This window comes from Streptomyces sp. WAC07094 (genome assembly GCF_036320405.1).
Classification (GTDB): domain Bacteria; phylum Actinomycetota; class Actinomycetes; order Streptomycetales; family Streptomycetaceae; genus Streptomyces; species Streptomyces lannensis.
Genome location: NZ_JAVMJZ010000001.1, coordinates 5,620,219 through 5,638,309, shown reverse-complemented (window position 1 = coordinate 5,638,309; position 18,091 = coordinate 5,620,219). Strand labels below are relative to the sequence as shown.

The window sequence follows — 18,091 nt, the reverse complement described above, 5'->3', positions numbered from 1 at the left end:
CCACATCACACCGCCCCCCTTCGCACGGAAGCCCATAGCACCGCACCCGGCGACACGCGGCCCGTCGAGGCGGCAGTTCACCAATCACGGTTGCAGGTAGTGACAATCTCGTTACACAGTGCAATGGTTCCGCTCATGACCACCCCCGGGGGCTTCCAGCCCGTCTTCTGCACGATCGTGCCGCCCCACGTCCTCGACCGGCTCGCACAGCACGAGGACTCCGGACTCGCCGCTCCCGCGCGCCGCACACTCGAGCGCGACGCCCTGGAGCGCACCCGGCGCCGGCTGACCACCGTCATCGGCGCCCCCACGGCCGCCCCGCCCGAGCACACCGCGGGCAAGCCGTACCGAACGGTCTACGACGCCGGCCACCAGGAGAGCCTGCCCGGCAGGAAGGTCCGCGGCGAGGGCGACGAGCCCGGACAGGACGCATCGGTCAACCGTGCCTACGCGGGGCTCGGCGCCACCTTCGAGCTGTACCGGACGGCGTACGGCCGGGACTCCATCGACGGCAAGGGGCTGCCGCTCGACGCGACGGTGCACTTCGGCCAGGACTACGACAACGCCTTCTGGAACGGCGATCAGATGGTGTTCGGCGACGGGGACGGCGAGATCTTCCTCGACTTCACCATCCCGGTCGACGTGATCGGCCACGAACTCACCCACGGAGTAACCCAGTACACGGCGAACCTGGCCTACTTCGGGCAGTCGGGCGCGCTCAACGAGTCGCTCTCGGACGTGTTCGGCTCGCTGATCAAGCAGTACACGCTCGGCCAGACCGCCGCCGACGCCGACTGGCTGATCGGCGCGGGGCTGCTCGCGCCGCGCGTCACCGGCAAGGCGCTGCGCTCGATGAAGGAACCGGGCACCGCGTACGACGACGACGTCCTCGGCAAGGACCCCCAGCCGTCGACGATGGACGGTTATGTGAACACCGGCCGCGACAACGGCGGGGTGCACATCAACTCCGGTATCCCCAACCGGGCCTTCTACCTGGTGGCCACCGCCCTCGGCGGCAACGCCTGGGAACGGTCCGGGCAGATCTGGTACGACGTGCTGACCGGCGGCGGTCTCGAGGCGGAGGCGACCTTCGCGGACTTCGCCAGGCTGACGGTGGCGGCGGCGAGGACCCGCTACACCGAGGACGGCGAGGAGCAGGATGCCGTCCTCAAGGCCTGGGAACAGGTCGGGGTGCCCGCCTCGTAGCCCGCACGCCCGTTGTCGTACTAGACAGGTGCCATGCGTATTCGGGTGAGGCGCACGGGCGGGTTCGCGGGTATCGAGCGCCGGGCCGAGGTGGAGACCTCTGGACGGTCCGATGCCCAGGAGTGGCACTCCCTGGCCGAGCGGGCGGTCGCCGCCGGCCGGGACGCGCCACCCGCCGTGGTGCCGGACGGCTTCAGTTACGAGATCACCGTGGACGGCCGGACCGTGTACTGCGCGGACCCCCGGCTGACCGAGGAGCAACGGGCACTGGTGTCACGGGTGCTGAAGGAAGGCGCCTGACCCTGCCCGGCGCCTGACCCTCCCAGGCGCCGGGCAGGGACCCGGCCGCCCTCGAGGTTCGGGCTTTCGGTTCGTGCCCGGCCGTTGACTTCCGTTACCGACGGTAAGGATGATCCGGCGCATGGTGACGAACCCGATGCCTCAGTTCCCGGCCGGTTTTCTGTGGGGTGTGTCGACCTCGGCGCACCAGATCGAGGGGGCGGCGGACGTGCGCGAGCCCTCCGTGTGGGACGTGTTCACCGCCGAGCCGGGGCGCGTGAAGGACGGCTCGACGGCGGCGGTGGCCTGCGACTCCTACCACCGCTATCACGAGGACGTGGCGCTGCTGGCCGGCCTCGGTGTGGACGCCTACCGCTTCTCGGTCTCCTGGCCGAGGGTGGACTCCCCCGGCGGCCTCGACTTCTACGACCGCCTGGTCGACGCCCTGTGCGCGGCGGGCATACGGCCGGTGGTGACCCTGTTCCACTGGGACCTTCCGGTGGCCCTGGACTGGCTGGAGCGGGACACTGCGTCCCGCTTCGCCGACCACGTGTCGGTCGTCGCCGAGCGCCTGGGCGACCGCGTCGCCAAGTGGATCACACTCAACGAGCCCGCCGAGCACACCTTGCTGGGCCATGCGCTCGGGGTCCACGCCCCCGGCAGGCGGTTGATGTTCGACGCGCTGCCGGTGGCCCACCACCAGTTGCTCGCCCACGGCCTGGCCGTACGGGCACTGCGCGCGGCCGGGGCGGGCGACATCGGGATCGCCAACTCGCACGGCCCGACCTGGGCGGCGTCGGAGAAGCCGGAGGACAGGGAGGCCGCGGAGTTCTACGACCTCCTGCTCAACCGCCTGTTCTCGGACCCCGTCCTGATCGGCCGCTACCCCGAGGGCATCGGCGAGTTGATGCCGGGCGACGTCGAGGCCGACCTCAAGGTGATCGCGGAACCGATCGACTGGTACGGGATCAACTACTACGCGCCGACGAGGGTGGGCGCACCGCAGGGCGCGGAGATCGAGTTCGGCGGTCTCTCGTTCCCCGCCGAACTCCCCTTCACGGTCCGGGAGATCGAGGACCGCCCGGTCACGGACTTCGGGTGGCCGGTGGTCCCGGAGGCGCTCACCGAGCTGCTCACCGGATTCGCCGGGCGTTACGGCGACCGGCTCCCGCCCGTCCTCATCACCGAGAACGGCTGCTCGTACGAGGGCGTCGACGACCAGGAGCGCATCGCCTATCTGGACGGCCACATACGGGCGCTGCACCGGGCCGTCGAGGCGGGGGTAGACGTACGCGGCTACTTCGTGTGGTCACTGCTGGACAACTTCGAGTGGGCCGAGGGGTACGCGCGCCGCTTCGGGCTGGTGCACACGGACTTCGAGACGCTGGAGCGAACCCCGAAGGCGTCCTACACATGGCTGCGCGATCTGCTGCGGGCGCAGAGATGACGACGGCCGAGCGGCCCGCCGACCGTCCCCTGGACGCCCTCGCCGAGCCCGTCGAGCGGGTCGGCCGGGGCTGGACCTCGGCCCTGGCACTGGCCAACGGGGCGATCTGGGTCGGCTGGTACGGCCCGCTGCAGATCCTGCTCGCCTCCCAGGCGACGGACTTCGCCCCGGACGCCGGCATGTCCAAGGAGACGATGCTGGCCTGGGTGACGGGCGCGGGCGCGGTGGTGTCGCTCGTCGCGAACCCCTTCTTCGGTGCGCTGTCCGACCGCACCGTCTCCCGCCGGGGCCGCCGCACACCGTGGATCGTGGCCGGGACGGCAGGCGGGGCGCTGTCGCTCCTGCTGCTGGGAGGGGCGGGCGGGGTGTGGACCATGGCGCTCGGCTGGTGCCTGGTCCAGCTCACGCTGAACGCCGCCTGCGCGGCGGTGACGGCGGCGGTCCCCGACCGGGTGCCGCCCTCCCAGCGGGGATCGGTGGGCGGCTGGCTGGGTGCGGCGCAGATCCTGGGCGTCGTCGGCGGCACCGGCCTTGCGACCGTCGCCGGGGGCATCGGCGCGGGCTACGCGGCATGTGCGGTGTTCACGGTGGTGGGCGTGCTGCCCTATGTCCTGCGCCACCGGGACCTGCGGCTGGCCGCGGCGGCCCGGCCGCCCTGGTCCTGGCGGGGTTTCCTGGCCGGGTTCTGGCTGAGTCCGCGCCGCCATCCCGATCTGGGCTGGGCCTGGCTGACCCGCTTCCTGATCAATCTCAGCAATGGGCTGGTGCTGCTGTACCTGCTGTACTACCTGCGGGACCGCATCGGTTACCACGACCCCGACCAGGGCGTCCTCGTCCTGACAGCGGTGAACGGCATCACTCTCCTCGCCACGGTCGTCGTCGGCGGCGTGTGGTCGGACCGGGTGGGCCGGCGCAAACCGTTCGTGATCTGGTCCGGGGTGCTGATGGCGCTCGCCACGGCGGCCCTGTCCGGCTGGCAGACCTGGACCGGCACCGTCGTCGCGGCGGCCGTCCTGGGCGTGGGCTTCGGGGTCTTCACCTCGGTCGACTTCGCGCTGATGACCCATGTCCTGCCGAAGGCCCTGGACCGCGGGAAGGACCTGGGGGTGATCAACGTGGCCAACGCCCTCCCCCAGGTCGCAGCCCCGGCCCTGGCCGCGCCGATCGTGACGTATCTGGGCGGCTACCGGGTGCTCTACCTGGTGGCGGCGGTGGTCGGGCTGGCCGGGGCGCTGCTCGTGGTGCGGATCCGGGGCGTGGACTGACGTCGCAGCACCCCGGCACCGCGGCAGCCGCACGCCCTGGGGACGGCGGGTGGACCGGGGCGGCACGGCGGGGCACGCGGCCGGATCCCACTCGGGAAACTTCGGCCCCGAAAAGCCCTACGGCCTTGTCAGTACCGCGTCGTACCCTTGGAATCGCGAGGCCGCCCTCAGCTACGCGGCCGTGACGAGGAGGAACCGCAGGCCCGCGGGCCGGCCCATGACTCAGACACCCACAGCTCGTACCCCTGCGCAGGGGCAGGCGAGAACACAGATCACCGTCCCCGCCAAGCACCCCATGGTGATGGTGCTGGGTTCAGGCGACTCCCTCCTGCGCGTGATCGAGACGGCCTTCCCGGGGGTCGACATCCATGTCCGGGGCAATGAGATCAGCGCGGTCGGCGACTCGGCGGATGTCGCCCTGATCCAGCGCCTGTTCGCAGAGATGATGCTGGTGCTCCGCACCGGGCAGCCGATGACGGAGGACGCAGTGGAACGCTCGATCGCCATGCTCCGGGCGAGCGACGACGGTGAGGGCGACGGACCGGAGACCCCGGCCGAGGTGCTGACGCAGAACATCCTGTCCTCCCGCGGCCGCACGATCCGCCCCAAGACGCTCAACCAGAAGCGGTACGTGGACGCGATCGACAAGCACACGATCGTTTTCGGCATCGGTCCCGCGGGTACCGGCAAGACCTATCTCGCCATGGCGAAGGCCGTGCAGGCCCTGCAGTCCAAGCAGGTCAACCGCATCATCCTGACCCGGCCTGCGGTCGAGGCGGGCGAGCGGCTCGGCTTCCTGCCCGGCACGCTGTACGAGAAGATCGACCCGTATCTGCGCCCGCTCTACGACGCGCTGCACGACATGATCGACCCCGACTCCATCCCGCGGCTCATGGCGGCCGGGACGATCGAGGTCGCCCCGCTCGCCTACATGCGTGGCCGCACTCTGAACGACGCCTTCATCATCCTCGACGAGGCCCAGAACACGAGCCCCGAACAGATGAAGATGTTCCTCACCCGCCTCGGCTTCGACTCGAAGATCGTGATCACGGGTGACGTGACCCAGGTCGACCTGCCGAACGGCACCAAGAGCGGCCTGCGGCAGGTCCAGGAGATCCTGGAAGGCGTCGAGGACGTGCACTTCTCCCGGCTGTCGTCCCACGATGTCGTACGGCACAAGCTCGTCGGCCGTATCGTCGACGCCTACGAGAAGTACGACAGCCAGAACGGCACCGAGAACGGCACGCAGAAGCCCGGCCGCAGGGCCGGGCATGCCCACAAGGGGAAGTAGACCAGCAGCACCATGTCGATCGACGTCAACAACGAGTCCGGCACCGAGGTCGACGAGCAGGCGATCCTCGACATCGCCCGCTACGCGCTCGCGCGGATGCGCATCCACCCGCTCTCCGAGCTCTCGGTGATCGTCGTGGACGCCGACGCCATGGAGCAGCTGCACGTGCAGTGGATGGAGCTGCCCGGACCGACGGATGTCATGTCCTTCCCCATGGACGAGCTGCGGCCGCCGTCCAAGGACGACGACGAGCCGCCGCAGGGGCTGCTCGGCGACATTGTGCTGTGCCCCGAGGTCGCCGCCAAGCAGGGCGCCGAGGCGCCGACGCAGCACTCCATGGACGAGGAGCTCCAGCTTCTGACGGTCCATGGAGTGCTGCATCTGCTCGGCTACGACCACGAGGAGCCCGACGAGAAGGCCGAGATGTTCGGTCTCCAGGCGGCCATCGTGGACGGCTGGCGCGCGGAGAAGGGCCTGACCGGCCCGTCCCCTGCCCCGACCGTCTCATGAGCCCTCAGATCGTCCTCGGCGCGATCGCTCTGGTCGTCGTCGCCTGGCTCGCCGCCTGCGCGGAGGCGGGCCTGGCGCGGGTCTCCAGCTTCCGCGCCGAGGAGGCGGTACGCAGCGGGCGGCGGGGCAGTGCCAAGCTCGCCCGGATCGCCGCGGACCCGACGCGTTACCTGAACGTGGCGCTGCTGGTCCGCGTCACCTGCGAGATGGCCGCCGCCGCGCTCGTGACCTTCGCCTGCCTCAGGGAGTTCGACAACACCGCCGAGGCCCTTCTGATCGCGATCGCGGTCATGGTCCTCGTCTCGTACGTCGCCGTCGGGGTCTCCCCGCGCACCATCGGCCGCCAGCACCCGCTGAACACGGCGACGGTCGCGGCGTACGTCCTTGTGCCGCTGGCCCGGATCATGGGCCCGATCCCCTCCCTGCTGATCCTCATCGGCAATGCGCTCACCCCCGGCAAGGGCTTCCGCCGCGGCCCCTTCGCCTCCGAGGCGGAACTGCGCGCGCTGGTCGACCTCGCGGAGAAGGAGTCCCTCATCGAGGCCGAGGAGCGCCGTATGGTGCACTCCGTCTTCGAGCTGGGCGACACCCTCGTGCGGGAGGTGATGGTCCCGCGCACGGACCTGGTGGTCATCGAGCGCTACAAGACCATTCGCCAGGCGCTGACCCTGGCCCTCAGGTCCGGCTTCTCGCGCATCCCGGTCACCGGCGAGAGCGAGGACGACATCGTCGGGATCGTGTATCTGAAGGACCTGGCCCGCAAGACGCACATCAGCCGCGACGCCGAGTCCGAGCTGGTGTCCACCGCCATGCGGCCCGCCACGTTCGTACCCGACACCAAAAACGCCGGCGATCTGCTGCGCGAGATGCAGAAGGACCGCAACCACGTCGCCGTGGTCATCGACGAGTACGGCGGCACGGCCGGGATCGTGACCATCGAGGACATCCTCGAGGAGATCGTCGGCGAGATCACCGACGAGTACGACCGCGAACTGCCGCCCGTCGAGGACCTGGGCGAGGACCGCTACCGGGTCACCGCCCGCCTCGACATCGGGGACCTCGGCGAGCTGTACGGCCTCGAGGCCTACGACGACGAGGACGTGGAGACGGTCGGCGGACTGCTCGCGAAGGCACTGGGCAGGGTGCCCATCGCCGGTGCCTCGTCCCTCGTGGAGCTGCCCGACGGACGCGAGCTGCGACTGACCGCGGAGGCCGCTGCCGGACGCCGGAACCGGATCGCGACCGTGCTGGTGGAGCCGGTGGGCCCGGCCGGGCCCCCGCGGGAGGAGCCGAAGGCGGAATGACCCCACAGGAGCTGCGCGCGTTCTGCCTGTCGTTCAACGCCGCGGTGGAGGACTTCCCCTTCGACCCGCAGACCTCGGTCTTCAAGGTCTGCGGAAGGCTCTTCGCCCTGACGAACCTGGCCGGACGGCCCCTGAAGGTCAACCTCAAGTGCGATCCCGAGGACGCGGTGCGCCTGCGCACCGAACACGAGGGCCTGATCGCGCCCGGCTGGCACATGAACAAGCGCCACTGGAACACCGTCACCGTGGACGGCGGGCTTACCGACCGCCTGGTCCGGGAACTCGTCGAGGACTCGTACGACCTCGTCGTCGCCGGACTTCCGCGCGCCGACCGTCTCCGCCTCGACCGTCCCTGACGAGGACCGGCGCAGGGCGACGACCCCGTCGCCCGGCGGCCGCGAGACCTCTCCGTATGCTCGGGGCATGACCGACAGCACCGCGCTCGACCCCGAGGACCGCAAGATCGTCACCCTGGCCCGTTCCGTGCGGGCGCGCAACGGTGTGCCCGAGGGTGCCGCCGTACGGGACGAGACCGGCCGCACCTATGCCGCCGGGACCGTCGAACTGGAGTCGCTGAAGCTCAGTGCGCTGCAGACGGCGGTGGCCATGGCCGTGGCGTCGGGGGCGAAGTCCCTGGAGGCCGCCGCGGTCGTGACCATGTCGGAGTCCGCGTCGGCGGAGGACCGGGCGGCGGTGCGGGACCTCGGCGGGCCCGGGACGCCGGTGCTGGTGGCGTCGCCCGACGGAGTGCTGCGGCACACGGTCACGGCGGGCTGAGATCCGGGGCGCCGCCCGGTGCCCCGCGTGCGTCGGCCTTTCGTCGGGCCGCACCCGTCGGTGCGGCCCGCGTAGCCCCGTGACGGCTCATCAGGCCACGGGCCGCGTCCCTTCGGCATCCCGTAAGCCCCGGAGCCCTGGGGACCGTGACGGGCCGTCCGGCGGTCAGAGCGCGTCGGGGCCCCGCTCACCGGTCCGGACCCGCACCACCGTGTCCACCGGCACCGCCCACACCTTCCCGTCCCCGATCTTCCCCGTCCGGGCGGCCTTCACGATCGCGTCGACGACGGCGTCGGCGTCCGCGTCCTCGACGACGACCTCGATGCGGACCTTGGGCACGAGGTCGACCCGGTACTCCGCGCCGCGGTACACCTCGGTGTGCCCGCCCTGGCGGCCGTAGCCGCTCCCCTCGGCCACGGTCAGTCCCTGCACGCCCAGTTCCTGCAGGGCCGTCTTGACCGTGTCGAGACGGAACGGTTTGACGACGGCGGTGATGAGCTTCATGCGGGGGTGCCCTTCTGCGAGGCGGAGTGGGCGACCGGGGCGCCCTGGCCCGGGACGCCGTGATCGTAGGCGGTGCCGGCCCCCGCCGTAAGGCCCCGGCAGCTGCGTTTCCGCACGCCCTCCCGGTCGCATACGGGCATGCCCCTGTGACGCTGAGTGGTGCGGCGGCGCTTCGCGGGAAGGCGCGGGCTCCGGGGCGGGGCCGGATCGTGCGGAGGGGCTCCGTGGATCAGGGAGAATGGGCGCCATGAGCGTTCGCACCCAGTCCTCCGAGCCCACCGAGGCCGTCCACCGGGCAGGTTTCGCCTGTTTCGTGGGCCGTCCCAACGCGGGCAAGTCCACTCTCACGAACGCTCTGGTCGGGCAGAAGGTGGCGATCACCTCGAACCGTCCGCAGACGACACGGCACACGGTGCGGGGCATCGTGCACCGCCCCGAGGCGCAGCTGATCCTGGTGGACACCCCCGGTCTGCACAAACCGCGGACGCTGCTGGGCGAGCGGCTGAACGACGTGGTCCGCACGACATGGGCCGAGGTGGACGTGATCGGCTTCTGTCTGCCGGCCGACCAGAAGATCGGTCCCGGTGACCGCTTCATCGCCAAGGAGCTGGCGGGGATCAAGAAGACCCCGAAGGTCGCGATCGTCACCAAGACGGATCTCGTGGACTCCAAGACCCTGGCGGAACAGCTCATCGCGATCGACCGGCTGGCCGAGGAGCTGGGATTCACCTGGGCGGAGATCGTGCCGGTGTCGGCGACCGCGAACAAGCAGGTGGACCTGCTGGCTGACCTGCTGATCCCGCTGCTGCCCGAGGGACCCGCGCTCTACCCCGAGGGCGATCTGACGGACGAGCCGGAGCAGGTCATGGTGGCGGAGCTGATCCGCGAGGCGGCACTGGAGGGTGTGCGGGACGAACTGCCGCACTCGATCGCGGTGGTGGTGGAGGAGATGCTCCCGCGCGAGGACCGCCCGGCGGACAAGCCGCTCCTCGACATCCACGCGAACGTCTACATCGAGCGGCCCAGTCAGAAGGGGATCATCATCGGGCCGAAGGGCAAGCGCCTGAAGGAGGTCGGCATCAAGTCCCGCAAGCACATCGAGGCGCTGCTCGGCACCCCGGTGTTCCTCGACCTCCATGTGAAGGTGGCCAAGGACTGGCAGCGCGACCCCAAGCAGCTGCGCCGTCTGGGCTTCTGAGCGCTTCCCGTACGTCGCGCGGGCGGCTCGCGCTCATGTCGCCCCGCGGAATCCGATCGTCGGCACGGCCCGCCGCCGCGGCCACGGCTCCACGCACCCCTCCGGCACCAACCGCTCCAGGAACGCGTACCGGCTGAGCGCCGCCGGGTCCTGGTCCTCGTACGACTGGACCCTGCTCCACCACGCCGCGATCTCGGCCCAGCCGGGCGCCGAGAGCGACCCGCCGAACTCCTGCACCGAGAGCGCCGCCGTCAGACCGGCGAAGGCGAGGCGGTCGGCCAGCGGCCAGGCGGCCAGCGTGCCGGTCACAAAACCCGCCACGAAGACGTCGCCCGCCCCTGTGGGGTCCAGTGCCTCGACCGCGATCGCGGGCACGGCGGCGGTCTCCCCGGTACGGCCGTCCACGGCGTACGCGCCGTCCGCGCCGAGGGTGACGACGGCCAGCGGCACGTGTTCGGTCAGCGCGTGCGCGGCGGCGCGGGGGCATTCGGTGCCGGTGTACCGCATGGCCTCCTGAGCGTTCGGCAGGAACGCCTCGCAATGTTCGAGGTCGGCGAGACCCGCCAGGTCCCAGGCACCGGTGTCGTCCCAGCCGACGTCGGCGAAGACGCGGGTGCCCTGCTTGGCCGCCTCGGCGATCCAGGGGGCGCGTCTGCCCGGGGTCAGCGAGGCGACGGCGGCCCGCGCGCGCGGCGGGCAGGCGGGTGCGGGCTCCTCGGGCGGTGGCTCGTGACCGTGGGACACCATGGTCCGCTCGCCCTCGTAGGCCATGGAGACGGTGACCGGGGAGTGCCATCCGGACACCCGGCGGGAGATCGACAGGTCGATGCCCTCGCCCTGCTCCAGCTCGTCCCAGCAGTACTCGCCGTAGTGGTCGTCGCCGAAGGCCGCGGCCAGGGAGGTCCTCAGGCCGAGGCGGGCCAGCGCCGCCGCCATGTTGGCCACGCCCCCGGGGCTCGACCCCATCCCGCGCGCCCAGGACTCGGTGCCGCGCACCGGCGCGGAGGCGAGCCCGGTGAAGATGATGTCGAGGAAGACCGTCCCCGTGAGGTAGACGTCACAGGACGGATCGCCCGGCGCCCGAAGAGGGGCGAGCGGATCGACGTGGGGTTGGTGGTGCGGCCCGTCCCCGATGTGGGGGTGGTGCGGTCCCTCTCCGGCGGTCGCGGTCACGGTGGGCTCCCTGACATGGTGCGGATCCAGCCAGTGTGCACCAAAGGGCTCGCCGGGCGGCGGCGTCGGCGCGACGCCGCCGGGACCTCACCAGCGGGGCACCGCGGGCGCGCGCCACCCGGGATGCGCGAGGCGCATCGCCGCGCCGTCGTCGCGGTCGCGCAGGGCGCCGTCGTCCGCGAGCCAGCGCTCGTGCAGGGCGGCCAGCCGGTCGCGGTCCAGGGTGACGCCGAGCCCCGGGGCGTCGGACACGGCGACAGCGCCGTTCCGGAAGGCGGGACGCTCCGTGACGACGTCCTCGGCCTGCCACGGGTAGTGGGTGTCGCAGGCGTGGTGGAGGTCCGGCACCGTGGCCGCGACATGGGTCATCGCGGCGAGGGAGATGCCGAGGTGCGTGTTGGAGTGCATGGACACCCCGACGCCGAACGCACGGCAGATCGCGGCGAGTTCACGCGTGTTGCGCAGCCCGCCCCAGTAGTGGTGGTCGGACAGGACCACCTGGACGGCGCCGCTCGTGAACGCCTCCCGGATCTCGGCGAACGTGGTCACGCACATGTTGGTGGCGAGCGGCACCCGGGTCCGGGCGGCGATCTCGGCCATGGCCGGGGTGCCGAGGGCGGGGTCCTCCAGGTACTCGAGGACGTCGCCCAGTTCGCGGGCCACCGCCAGCGCGGTCTCCACCGACCAGGCGCCGTTCGGATCCAGCCGCAGGGGGTGGCCCGGAAAGGCCTCGGCCAGCGCCCGGATCGCCGCGATCTCCTCCGCCGGCGCGAAGACGCCGCCCTTGAGCTTGAAGGAGGTGAAGCCGTACCGCTCCTTGAACCTGCGGGCCTGCTCGACCACTCCCGCCGGATCGAGGGCGGCACCCCACTCGTCCTGCTCGCTCGCCACTCCCTCCGGGTGGCCGGCCCACTTGTAGAAGAGATACGCGCTGTACTCGACCTCGTCCCGCACCTTGCCGCCGAGCAGCGCGTGCACGGGCAGGCCGAGCGCTTTGCCGAGGGCGTCGAGGCAGGCGACCTCGAAGGCGGACACGACGGACAAGCGGAGTTTGTCGGCGGTCTGGACACCACGCAGCCCGCCGACGTCGAGCCGGCCGCCGGACCGGGAGCCGTGGACGGCGACGTCGTCGGCGAGCGCGAACAGGCCGTTGAGATCGGACACCGGACGGCCGATCAGCTTGTCCGCCAGGGGCCGGGCCGGTTCTAGGTACTTGGTGTCCCCGTAGGTCTCGCCGACCCCCGTGGTCCCGTCGGCGGTCACCACCTCCACGATCAGCCGGGGCGTGTAGGGCTGATGGACGCCCTGGGTGTTCAGCAGCGGCGGGTCGGCGACCAGGATCGGCGTCAGGCGCACCTCGGCGATGGTCAGGTCACGGGAGGTCGCGGCGGTCACAGGGCGGCTCCTACGAGATCGAGTCCGGTGGCGAGCAGGGTCTGCAGATCGGCCAGATCGGCGGGCGAGGGGTCGACGAGCGGGGCGCGTACGGGCCCCACCCGACCGCCACGCAGCCGGGCAGCCGCCTTGACCAGAGAGACGGCGTACCCGGGCACCCGGTCGCGGACGGCGACGAGCGGGACGTAGAACTCGCGCAGCAGCGTCTTCACCAGGGTGTCGTCGCCGTCGCGCAGGGCGGCGAAGAAGGTCGTCGCGATCTCGGGTGCGAAGGCGTGGACGGCGGAGGAGTAGGCCGGTACGCCGACCGCGGTGTACGCACGCGCCTGGAGTTCGGCGGTGGCGGCCCCGTTGAAGAACAGGAAGCTCTCGGGCGCGGCGAGGGTGAGGCGCTGCAGCCGGTCGAGGTCGCTGTGGCCGTCCTTGAGCCCGATGACGCCGGGGATGCGGGTGATGCGCCGGAACGCCTCGGTGCCGAAGGCGACCTGGCCGCGCTGGTAGGCGATGAGCGGGAGCGGGGTGCGGGCGGCGATCTGCTCCAGCTGCGCGACGAGCCCGTCCTGCGGGGCGGCCACGAGGTAGTGCGGCAGGACGAGCAGCGCGTCCGCGCCGGCGTCCTCGGCGATCCGCGCGAACCGGACCGCCTGCGCCCAGCCGTATCCCACACCGGCGACGACGGGTACCCGGCCGCCGGCCGCCTCCACGGCCGCGGCGACGACCTGTCCGTACTCCTCCTCGTCCAGGGAGAAGAACTCGCCGGTGCCGCAAGCCGGGAAGACGGCGCCGGGCGCGGCGGCGAGCTGCCCCGCGACGTGGGTCCGGAAGCCGTCGAGATCGAGCGAGCCGTCCTTGTGGAAGCTTGTGAGCGGGAACGACAGGACCCCCTGTGCCATGCCGTTCCGCAGCCTCCGTGCCACCGCCTCCGGGTCCGCGTCCCTGGCGCCGCTCACCGCATTCATCTCCTCATGTAGACGCTATCCATATATACAAATGCAGATTAGATACATGGACAGGCCCCGTCAACGGCGGGATCCGGACCGGGCCGTGCACCGCCCCGCCCGGATTACGATCGGCGCATGTCAGACACCGGGGGCGTCCGCGAGGTGAAGTCGGCCGCGCGCACGGTCGAGCTGCTCGAGGTACTCGCCGCGCGGGGCGACCGTCCGGCACGCCTGCAGGAGCTCGCGGACCAGCTCGGGGTGCCGCGCAGCTCGATGTACGCCCTGCTGCAGACCCTCGTCTCGCGGGGCTGGGTCCGCACGGACGTCACCGGCTCGCTCTACGGCATCGGCATCCACGCCCTGCTGACGGGCACGAGCTATCTGGACTCCGACCCCCGGGTGCGCGCCGTGCGCCCGTACCTCGACGAGGCGTCCGAGGCCCTCGGCGAGACGATCCACATGGGCCGCCTCGACGGCACCGACGTCACCTATCTCGCGACGCGCGAATCGCACGAATATCTGCGCACGATCAGCCGCGTCGGCCGGCGGCTGCCCGCGCACGCGGGCGCGCTCGGCAAGGCCCTGCTGGCGGAGCGGCCCGGCACATGGCTGCCGGAGGGCCCGTACGCGGCCCTCACCCCGCACACCCACACATCCCACGCCTCCCTGCTGGCGGATCTGGCCGTGACCCGTGAGCGCGGGTACTCGATCGACCGCGAGGAGAGCGTCGCCGGCATCGTCGGTTTCGGTTTCGCCCTCCACTACGACCTGCCGGCCCAGGACGCGATCAGCTGCTCGGTGCCCGTGGCCCGGCTGACACCCGGTCACGAGGAGCACATCGTCGCGGTGATGGGGGAGATCCGGACCCGGATCGAGGAGACCGCACGGGGCGGAGCCGGGGCGCCGCGCTGGCGCTGACCCAGCGCGATCCCGGGTCTCCGCTTCTCAAAAGGCCGCGCTTCTACCCGGCCCGACCAGCACCAAACCCCCTAGTGACTCAGATCACACACCCCGCGCTTTTTTCTTGAACCGCGTGCTTGATACAAATTGCCCGCGCGATCCTGTCGTTCGACGGTCGGCGCCCCAATCCCCCGCTTTTCCGCCGCTCCTTTCGTATGCCCTGGAACGCCCGTGTCCTCCCGCCCCGCCCCGCCCTGGCCCCTCGTCGCCCTTTTCACTGCCGGGTATCTGGCCGCGTACCTCCTGCCCACCACCGTCGGCAGGCTGGACTCGGGCCTTCCGCTCTCCTCCACCGAAGCCGGCTCCATCGGCAGCGCCCTGCTGCTGGGTTCGGCCTGCGCGGGCTTCCTGCTCGCCGCGCATGTCCACCGGATCGGCCCCCGCAGGCTCGCCCGTGCCGGGCTCCTGCTCGCCGCCGCGGGATACGGCACGGCCGCAGTCAGCCACAGCATCCCCGTGGTCGTCGCGGGAGCGGTGGCCGGCGGGTTCGGCTCCGGTACGGCGACCACCGTCGCCGCGACCGGCATCGCCGCCCAGCGCGACCCGCACCGCACCTCCACGCTCGGCCTGCTCGGCGTCTCCGCCCTCGCCGGCGTGATCTACCTGACGGTTCCCCGGCTCGGCCCGGGCCACGGACTCCCGCTCGCCGCCCTCGCGCTCACCGCGCTGCTGGTGTGGCCCGCGACCGGCCGCCTGTCCACCCCGGCGCGGATCGTCACGACTCACCCCGGGACCGGGGACAGCGGCCGTCTGCCCCACACCCGCTCCGGCATCGTCCTCGCCGCCGGCATTCTGTGCTGGTCCCTCGCCCAGAACTCGCTGTGGGGCGTCAGCGGCCGCATCGGCCTCACCCAGGCGCATCTGACGGAGGTCACCGTCGGCGCCGTCTTCGCGATCGCGCTCGGGGCCGGACTGCTCGGCGTGATCGGCGCGGGAGCACTCGGCCCCCGTCTCGGCCGCGCCCTCCCCATCGGTCTGGGCACCGCGCTCATCGCCGGCTGTATCGCACTCAGCGCCTCCGCCACGGGCTTCGGCACCTTCGCGACCGGCGAGATCGCCTGGAACACGCTCTACCCGATCGTGCTGTCGTATCTGATCGGCCTCGCCGCCTCCCTCGACCGGCGCGGCCGCTGGGCGGTCCTCGTGGGCTCGGCCTCCTCGCTCGGCACGGCGGTCGGCCCGCTGGCCGGCAGCCTGCTGTCCGCTCGGGCGGGCTTCCCGGCGATGGGGACGTTCCTCGCCGTCGGCCTGCTGGCCATCACCCTCCCGCTGACCGCGGTCGCCCTGCACACCGGAGGCCGTCCGCTGCTGCCCGGCGCGGCCCGTCGTCGCACCTCGGCCGTCGTGGTGGCCGTCACCACGGGCACCCCCTCGGGCGCGGTGCCCCCCGTCGGCGCACCGGAGCAGGCGGTCGTGGAGTTCCCGCTCGACGCGGCGGCGGGGACGGCACGAGAGGAGTACGACACGGCGGGGCCGCAGCAGACCGCCGCCGCACCGGGACCCGGAACCCTCTAGCGTCCGCCGAATTCGTAAGCGTCCACCTCGGACAGGTAGCGCGCCCGCCGCTCCTCGTCGTCCTCCAGGAAGGAGGCGGCAAAGGAGTTGCGGGCCAACCGGCGCATGTGCTCCTCGCTCAGGCCGAGGGCGTCGCGCACGGCGTGGAAGTTGTCCCCCGCGTACCCGCCGAAGTAGGCGGGATCGTCGGAGTTGACGGTGCACAGCAGTCCGGCGTCGAGCATCGCGGCCAGCGGGTGGTCCGCCAGGGTGTCCACGGCGCGCAGCCGGACGTTGGACAGCGGGCACAGCGTCAGCGGCACCCGCTCGCGCACCAGCCGTTCGACGAGGGCCGGGTCCTCCATGCAGCGCAACCCGTGGTCGACGCGCTCGACGCCGAGCACGTCAAGGGCCTCGGTGATGTACTCCGGCGGCCCCTCCTCGCCGGCGTGCGCGACGCGGCGCAGTCCCAGAGCGGCGGCGGCCTCGTACACCGCGCGGAACTCGGCCGGCGGATGGCCGACCTCGGCGGAGTCCAGCCCGACCCCGACGATCCGGTCCAGGTACGGTTTCGCGGCCTCGAGCGTCTCCAGCGCCGAGTCGGCGGACTCGTCACGCAGGAAGCACATGATCAGCCGGGTGGAGACGCCGTGCTTCTCCTCGCTGCGTCCGAGCGCCCGCCACAGCCCCTCGACGACCGTGCCCATGGCGACCCCCCGGGCGAGATGGGCCTGTGGATCGAAGAAGATCTCGGCGTGCCGCACCCCCTGTGCCGCGGCCCGCTCGAGGTAGGCGTCGGCCAGGTCCTCGAAGTCCTGCTCGGTCCGCAACACGGCCATGAGCTCGTAGTAGAGGTTCAGAAAGGACTGGAGGTCGTCGAAGGCGTACGCCTTGCGCAGCTCTTCCGTGTCCGCGTACGGCAGTTCGACGCCGTTGCGTGCGGCCAGCGCGAAGGCCAGCTCGGGCTCGAGGGTCCCTTCGACATGAAGGTGCAGTTCAGCTTTGGGGAGGGGCATCAAAGCATCGTACGGCCTGGTCACACCCGTTTCGGGACAGGCACTCTCAGCAGGTCGCGGGCCACGGTCAGCTCGCCCTCGAACCCGGCGTCGCGCGCCTGCCGCTCGAACTCCTCCGGCTCCGCGTAGCGCTGGCTGAAGTGGGTGAGGACCAGGTGCCGCACACCGGCCCCCTGCGCCACCCGCGCCGCCTGGCCTGCCGTCAGGTGCCCGTACTCGACGGCCAGTTGCTCGTCCGCGTCGAGGAAGGTCGACTCGATGACCAGCATGTCGCAGCCCTCCGCGAGGGCGTACACGCCGTCGCACAGCCGGGTGTCCATGACGAACCCGAAGCGCTGCCCGCGCCGCACCTCGCTCACGGCCTCGAGCGTGACTCCGTCCAGGGAGCCCTCACGCTGGATGCGGCCCACGTCCGGGCCCTTGATGCCGTGCGCGGCGAGCCGCTCGGGCAGCATGCGCCGCCCGTCGGGCTCGACCAGCCGGTAGCCGAAGGAATCGACGGGGTGGGACAGACGCCGGGCCTCGAGGGTGTACGCGGCCGTCGTCGCGATCAGGCCGTCCTCCGCGACCGGCGCCTCGGTGATCCCGACGGTCTCCCGATAGGCCGTCGCATACCGCAGCCGCTCGAAGAAGTGCTGCCCCGACTTCGGGTAGTGCGCGGTGATCCTGTGCGGCACCTTGTCCAGATTGATCCGCTGGATGACCCCGGCCAGCCCGAGCGAGTGGTCCCCGTGGAAGTGCGTGACGCAGATCCGGTTCAGGTCATGGGCGGCGGCGCCTGCGCGCAGCATCTGCCGCTGGGTGCCCTCGCCGGGGTCGAAGAGGATGCCGTCACCGTCCCACCGCAGCAGATAGCCGTTGTGGTTGCGGTGCCGGGTCGGGACCTGGCTGGCGGTACCGAGGACGACCAGTTCGCGTACGGACACGGCGTCCTAACCGGGGGGCCACTGCAGGCCGCGGCCGCCGAGAACGTGGGCGTGCGCGTGCCAGACGGTCTGCCCGGCACCGCTGCCGGTGTTGAAGACGACGCGGTGGCTCTCGAGCTTCTCCTGCGCGGCGACCTCGCCGGTCTCGCGGAGCAGGTCGGCGGCCACGGCCGGTTCGGCGGCGGCGAGGGTGGCGACGTCACGGTAGTGGACCCGGGGGATGACCAGGACATGCGTCGGCGCCTGGGGGTTGATGTCCTGGAAGGCGACGGTGGTCTCCGTCTCCCGGACGATCGTCGCCGGGATCTGTCCCGCGACGATCTTGCAGAACAGGCAGTCGTCCTGCGGCTCTCCCGCCATGTGCGTGCCTCCTCACACCGACTGATCACGACGACGGCATGGTAT

Annotated in this window: 19 protein-coding genes; 12 read left to right on the top strand and 7 right to left on the bottom strand. The window is 71.6% G+C overall.

What is annotated here, in order from left to right; translation table 11 throughout:
• Nucleotides 1–135 precede the first annotated feature (135 nt).
• The 9 genes from RCR19_RS24890 (at nucleotide 136) to RCR19_RS24850 (ending at nucleotide 8,079) form a co-directional block, all read left to right on the top strand.
• A complete protein-coding gene (locus RCR19_RS24890) occupies nucleotides 136–1,206 on the top strand; it encodes a M4 family metallopeptidase (protein WP_331267134.1) in 1,071 nt (356 codons plus the stop codon).
• Nucleotides 1,207–1,239: 33 nt separating this feature from the next.
• Nucleotides 1,240–1,506, top strand: coding sequence for a protealysin inhibitor emfourin (locus RCR19_RS24885; RefSeq protein WP_331267133.1), 267 nt, complete (start codon nucleotides 1,240–1,242; stop codon nucleotides 1,504–1,506).
• A 109-nt stretch (nucleotides 1,507–1,615) separates the two neighbouring features.
• The gene (locus tag RCR19_RS24880) at nucleotides 1,616–2,932 is read left to right on the top strand and encodes a GH1 family beta-glucosidase (protein WP_331267132.1); all 1,317 of its coding nucleotides are present in this window, start codon (nucleotides 1,616–1,618) and stop codon (nucleotides 2,930–2,932) included.
• Nucleotides 2,929–4,197, top strand: coding sequence for an MFS transporter (locus RCR19_RS24875; protein WP_331269547.1), 1,269 nt, complete (start codon nucleotides 2,929–2,931; stop codon nucleotides 4,195–4,197). Before RCR19_RS24880 ends, RCR19_RS24875 begins: the two co-directional genes overlap by 4 nt.
• Nucleotides 4,198–4,414: 217 nt before the next feature.
• A complete protein-coding gene (locus tag RCR19_RS24870) occupies nucleotides 4,415–5,488 on the top strand; it encodes a PhoH family protein (RefSeq protein ID WP_331267131.1) in 1,074 nt (357 codons plus the stop codon).
• Between the two features lie 12 nt (nucleotides 5,489–5,500).
• Complete coding sequence (gene ybeY, locus RCR19_RS24865) at nucleotides 5,501–5,998, top strand: rRNA maturation RNase YbeY (RefSeq protein WP_059131516.1); 498 nt, start codon at nucleotides 5,501–5,503, stop codon at nucleotides 5,996–5,998.
• Nucleotides 5,995–7,302: a hemolysin family protein gene (locus RCR19_RS24860; protein WP_331267130.1), complete on the top strand. Its 1,308-nt coding sequence runs from the start codon at nucleotides 5,995–5,997 to the stop codon at nucleotides 7,300–7,302. Before ybeY ends, RCR19_RS24860 begins: the two co-directional genes overlap by 4 nt.
• On the top strand, nucleotides 7,299–7,658 hold the full coding sequence (locus RCR19_RS24855; RefSeq protein ID WP_331267129.1) for an MmcQ/YjbR family DNA-binding protein: 360 nt from the start codon (nucleotides 7,299–7,301) through the stop codon (nucleotides 7,656–7,658). The genes RCR19_RS24860 and RCR19_RS24855 overlap by 4 nt, the downstream gene beginning before the upstream one ends.
• Before the next feature lie 67 nt (nucleotides 7,659–7,725).
• Nucleotides 7,726–8,079 carry a cytidine deaminase gene (locus RCR19_RS24850; protein WP_331267128.1) on the top strand — a complete coding sequence of 118 codons (354 nt, stop codon included), beginning with the start codon at nucleotides 7,726–7,728 and terminating at the stop codon, nucleotides 8,077–8,079.
• Nucleotides 8,080–8,244: 165 nt separating this feature from the next.
• On the opposite strand, the gene RCR19_RS24845 is transcribed toward RCR19_RS24850, so the two are convergent.
• Nucleotides 8,245–8,583 (bottom strand): P-II family nitrogen regulator, encoded by a 339-nt coding sequence (locus tag RCR19_RS24845; protein WP_331267127.1) that lies wholly within the window; start codon nucleotides 8,581–8,583, stop codon nucleotides 8,245–8,247.
• 247 nt (nucleotides 8,584–8,830) lie between these two features.
• Here RCR19_RS24845 and era point away from each other — a divergent pair, with 247 nt between their 5' ends.
• Nucleotides 8,831–9,781: a GTPase Era gene (gene era / locus RCR19_RS24840; protein WP_331267126.1), complete on the top strand. Its 951-nt coding sequence runs from the start codon at nucleotides 8,831–8,833 to the stop codon at nucleotides 9,779–9,781.
• A 33-nt stretch (nucleotides 9,782–9,814) separates the two neighbouring features.
• Here era and RCR19_RS24835 read toward each other — a convergent pair whose 3' ends face one another.
• The 3 genes from RCR19_RS24835 to RCR19_RS24825 form a co-directional block, all read right to left on the bottom strand.
• Nucleotides 9,815–10,915, bottom strand: coding sequence for a PfkB family carbohydrate kinase (locus tag RCR19_RS24835; protein WP_331269546.1), 1,101 nt, complete (start codon nucleotides 10,913–10,915; stop codon nucleotides 9,815–9,817).
• 126 nt (nucleotides 10,916–11,041) lie between these two features.
• Nucleotides 11,042–12,349, bottom strand: a complete 1,308-nt coding sequence (locus RCR19_RS24830; RefSeq protein ID WP_331267125.1) for a glucarate dehydratase family protein — start codon at nucleotides 12,347–12,349, stop codon at nucleotides 11,042–11,044.
• The gene (locus RCR19_RS24825) at nucleotides 12,346–13,308 is read right to left on the bottom strand and encodes a 5-dehydro-4-deoxyglucarate dehydratase (protein ID WP_331267124.1); all 963 of its coding nucleotides are present in this window, start codon (nucleotides 13,306–13,308) and stop codon (nucleotides 12,346–12,348) included. The genes RCR19_RS24830 and RCR19_RS24825 overlap by 4 nt, the downstream gene beginning before the upstream one ends.
• A 117-nt stretch (nucleotides 13,309–13,425) precedes the next feature.
• Between RCR19_RS24825 and RCR19_RS24820 the strand changes: the two genes are divergently transcribed.
• Nucleotides 13,426–14,208, top strand: a complete 783-nt coding sequence (locus RCR19_RS24820; protein ID WP_331267123.1) for an IclR family transcriptional regulator — start codon at nucleotides 13,426–13,428, stop codon at nucleotides 14,206–14,208.
• Between the two features lie 213 nt (nucleotides 14,209–14,421).
• A complete protein-coding gene (locus RCR19_RS24815; RefSeq protein ID WP_331267122.1) occupies nucleotides 14,422–15,765 on the top strand; it encodes an MFS transporter in 1,344 nt (447 codons plus the stop codon).
• Here RCR19_RS24815 and RCR19_RS24810 read toward each other — a convergent pair.
• From RCR19_RS24810 to RCR19_RS24800, 3 genes are read right to left on the bottom strand one after another with little or no spacing between them, the layout of a single operon-like run.
• The gene (locus RCR19_RS24810) at nucleotides 15,762–16,760 is read right to left on the bottom strand and encodes an adenosine deaminase (RefSeq protein WP_331267121.1); all 999 of its coding nucleotides are present in this window, start codon (nucleotides 16,758–16,760) and stop codon (nucleotides 15,762–15,764) included. The two genes, RCR19_RS24815 and RCR19_RS24810, sit on opposite strands and share 4 nt — an antisense overlap.
• Nucleotides 16,761–16,780: 20 nt before the next feature.
• Nucleotides 16,781–17,686 (bottom strand): ribonuclease Z, encoded by a 906-nt coding sequence (locus RCR19_RS24805; protein WP_331267120.1) that lies wholly within the window; start codon nucleotides 17,684–17,686, stop codon nucleotides 16,781–16,783.
• A 6-nt stretch (nucleotides 17,687–17,692) separates the two neighbouring features.
• The gene (locus RCR19_RS24800) at nucleotides 17,693–18,046 is read right to left on the bottom strand and encodes a histidine triad nucleotide-binding protein (RefSeq protein WP_220294139.1); all 354 of its coding nucleotides are present in this window, start codon (nucleotides 18,044–18,046) and stop codon (nucleotides 17,693–17,695) included.
• Between the last annotated feature and the right edge of the window lie 45 nt (nucleotides 18,047–18,091).

Coding starts and splice junctions, on each gene's coding strand:
- era (WP_331267126.1), top strand. CDS start 8,831: ATGAGCGTTCGCACCCAGTCCTCCGAGCCCACCGAGGCCGTCCACCGG.
- RCR19_RS24810 (WP_331267121.1), bottom strand. CDS start 16,760: ATGCCCCTCCCCAAAGCTGAACTGCACCTTCATGTCGAAGGGACCCTC.
- RCR19_RS24875 (WP_331269547.1), top strand. CDS start 2,929: ATGACGACGGCCGAGCGGCCCGCCGACCGTCCCCTGGACGCCCTCGCC.
- RCR19_RS24800 (WP_220294139.1), bottom strand. CDS start 18,046: ATGGCGGGAGAGCCGCAGGACGACTGCCTGTTCTGCAAGATCGTCGCG.
- RCR19_RS24855 (WP_331267129.1), top strand. CDS start 7,299: ATGACCCCACAGGAGCTGCGCGCGTTCTGCCTGTCGTTCAACGCCGCG.
- RCR19_RS24850 (WP_331267128.1), top strand. CDS start 7,726: ATGACCGACAGCACCGCGCTCGACCCCGAGGACCGCAAGATCGTCACC.
- RCR19_RS24860 (WP_331267130.1), top strand. CDS start 5,995: ATGAGCCCTCAGATCGTCCTCGGCGCGATCGCTCTGGTCGTCGTCGCC.
- RCR19_RS24870 (WP_331267131.1), top strand. CDS start 4,415: ATGACTCAGACACCCACAGCTCGTACCCCTGCGCAGGGGCAGGCGAGA.
- RCR19_RS24885 (WP_331267133.1), top strand. CDS start 1,240: ATGCGTATTCGGGTGAGGCGCACGGGCGGGTTCGCGGGTATCGAGCGC.
- RCR19_RS24820 (WP_331267123.1), top strand. CDS start 13,426: ATGTCAGACACCGGGGGCGTCCGCGAGGTGAAGTCGGCCGCGCGCACG.
- RCR19_RS24845 (WP_331267127.1), bottom strand. CDS start 8,583: ATGAAGCTCATCACCGCCGTCGTCAAACCGTTCCGTCTCGACACGGTC.
- RCR19_RS24890 (WP_331267134.1), top strand. CDS start 136: ATGACCACCCCCGGGGGCTTCCAGCCCGTCTTCTGCACGATCGTGCCG.
- RCR19_RS24825 (WP_331267124.1), bottom strand. CDS start 13,308: ATGAATGCGGTGAGCGGCGCCAGGGACGCGGACCCGGAGGCGGTGGCA.
- RCR19_RS24880 (WP_331267132.1), top strand. CDS start 1,616: ATGATCCGGCGCATGGTGACGAACCCGATGCCTCAGTTCCCGGCCGGT.
- ybeY (WP_059131516.1), top strand. CDS start 5,501: ATGTCGATCGACGTCAACAACGAGTCCGGCACCGAGGTCGACGAGCAG.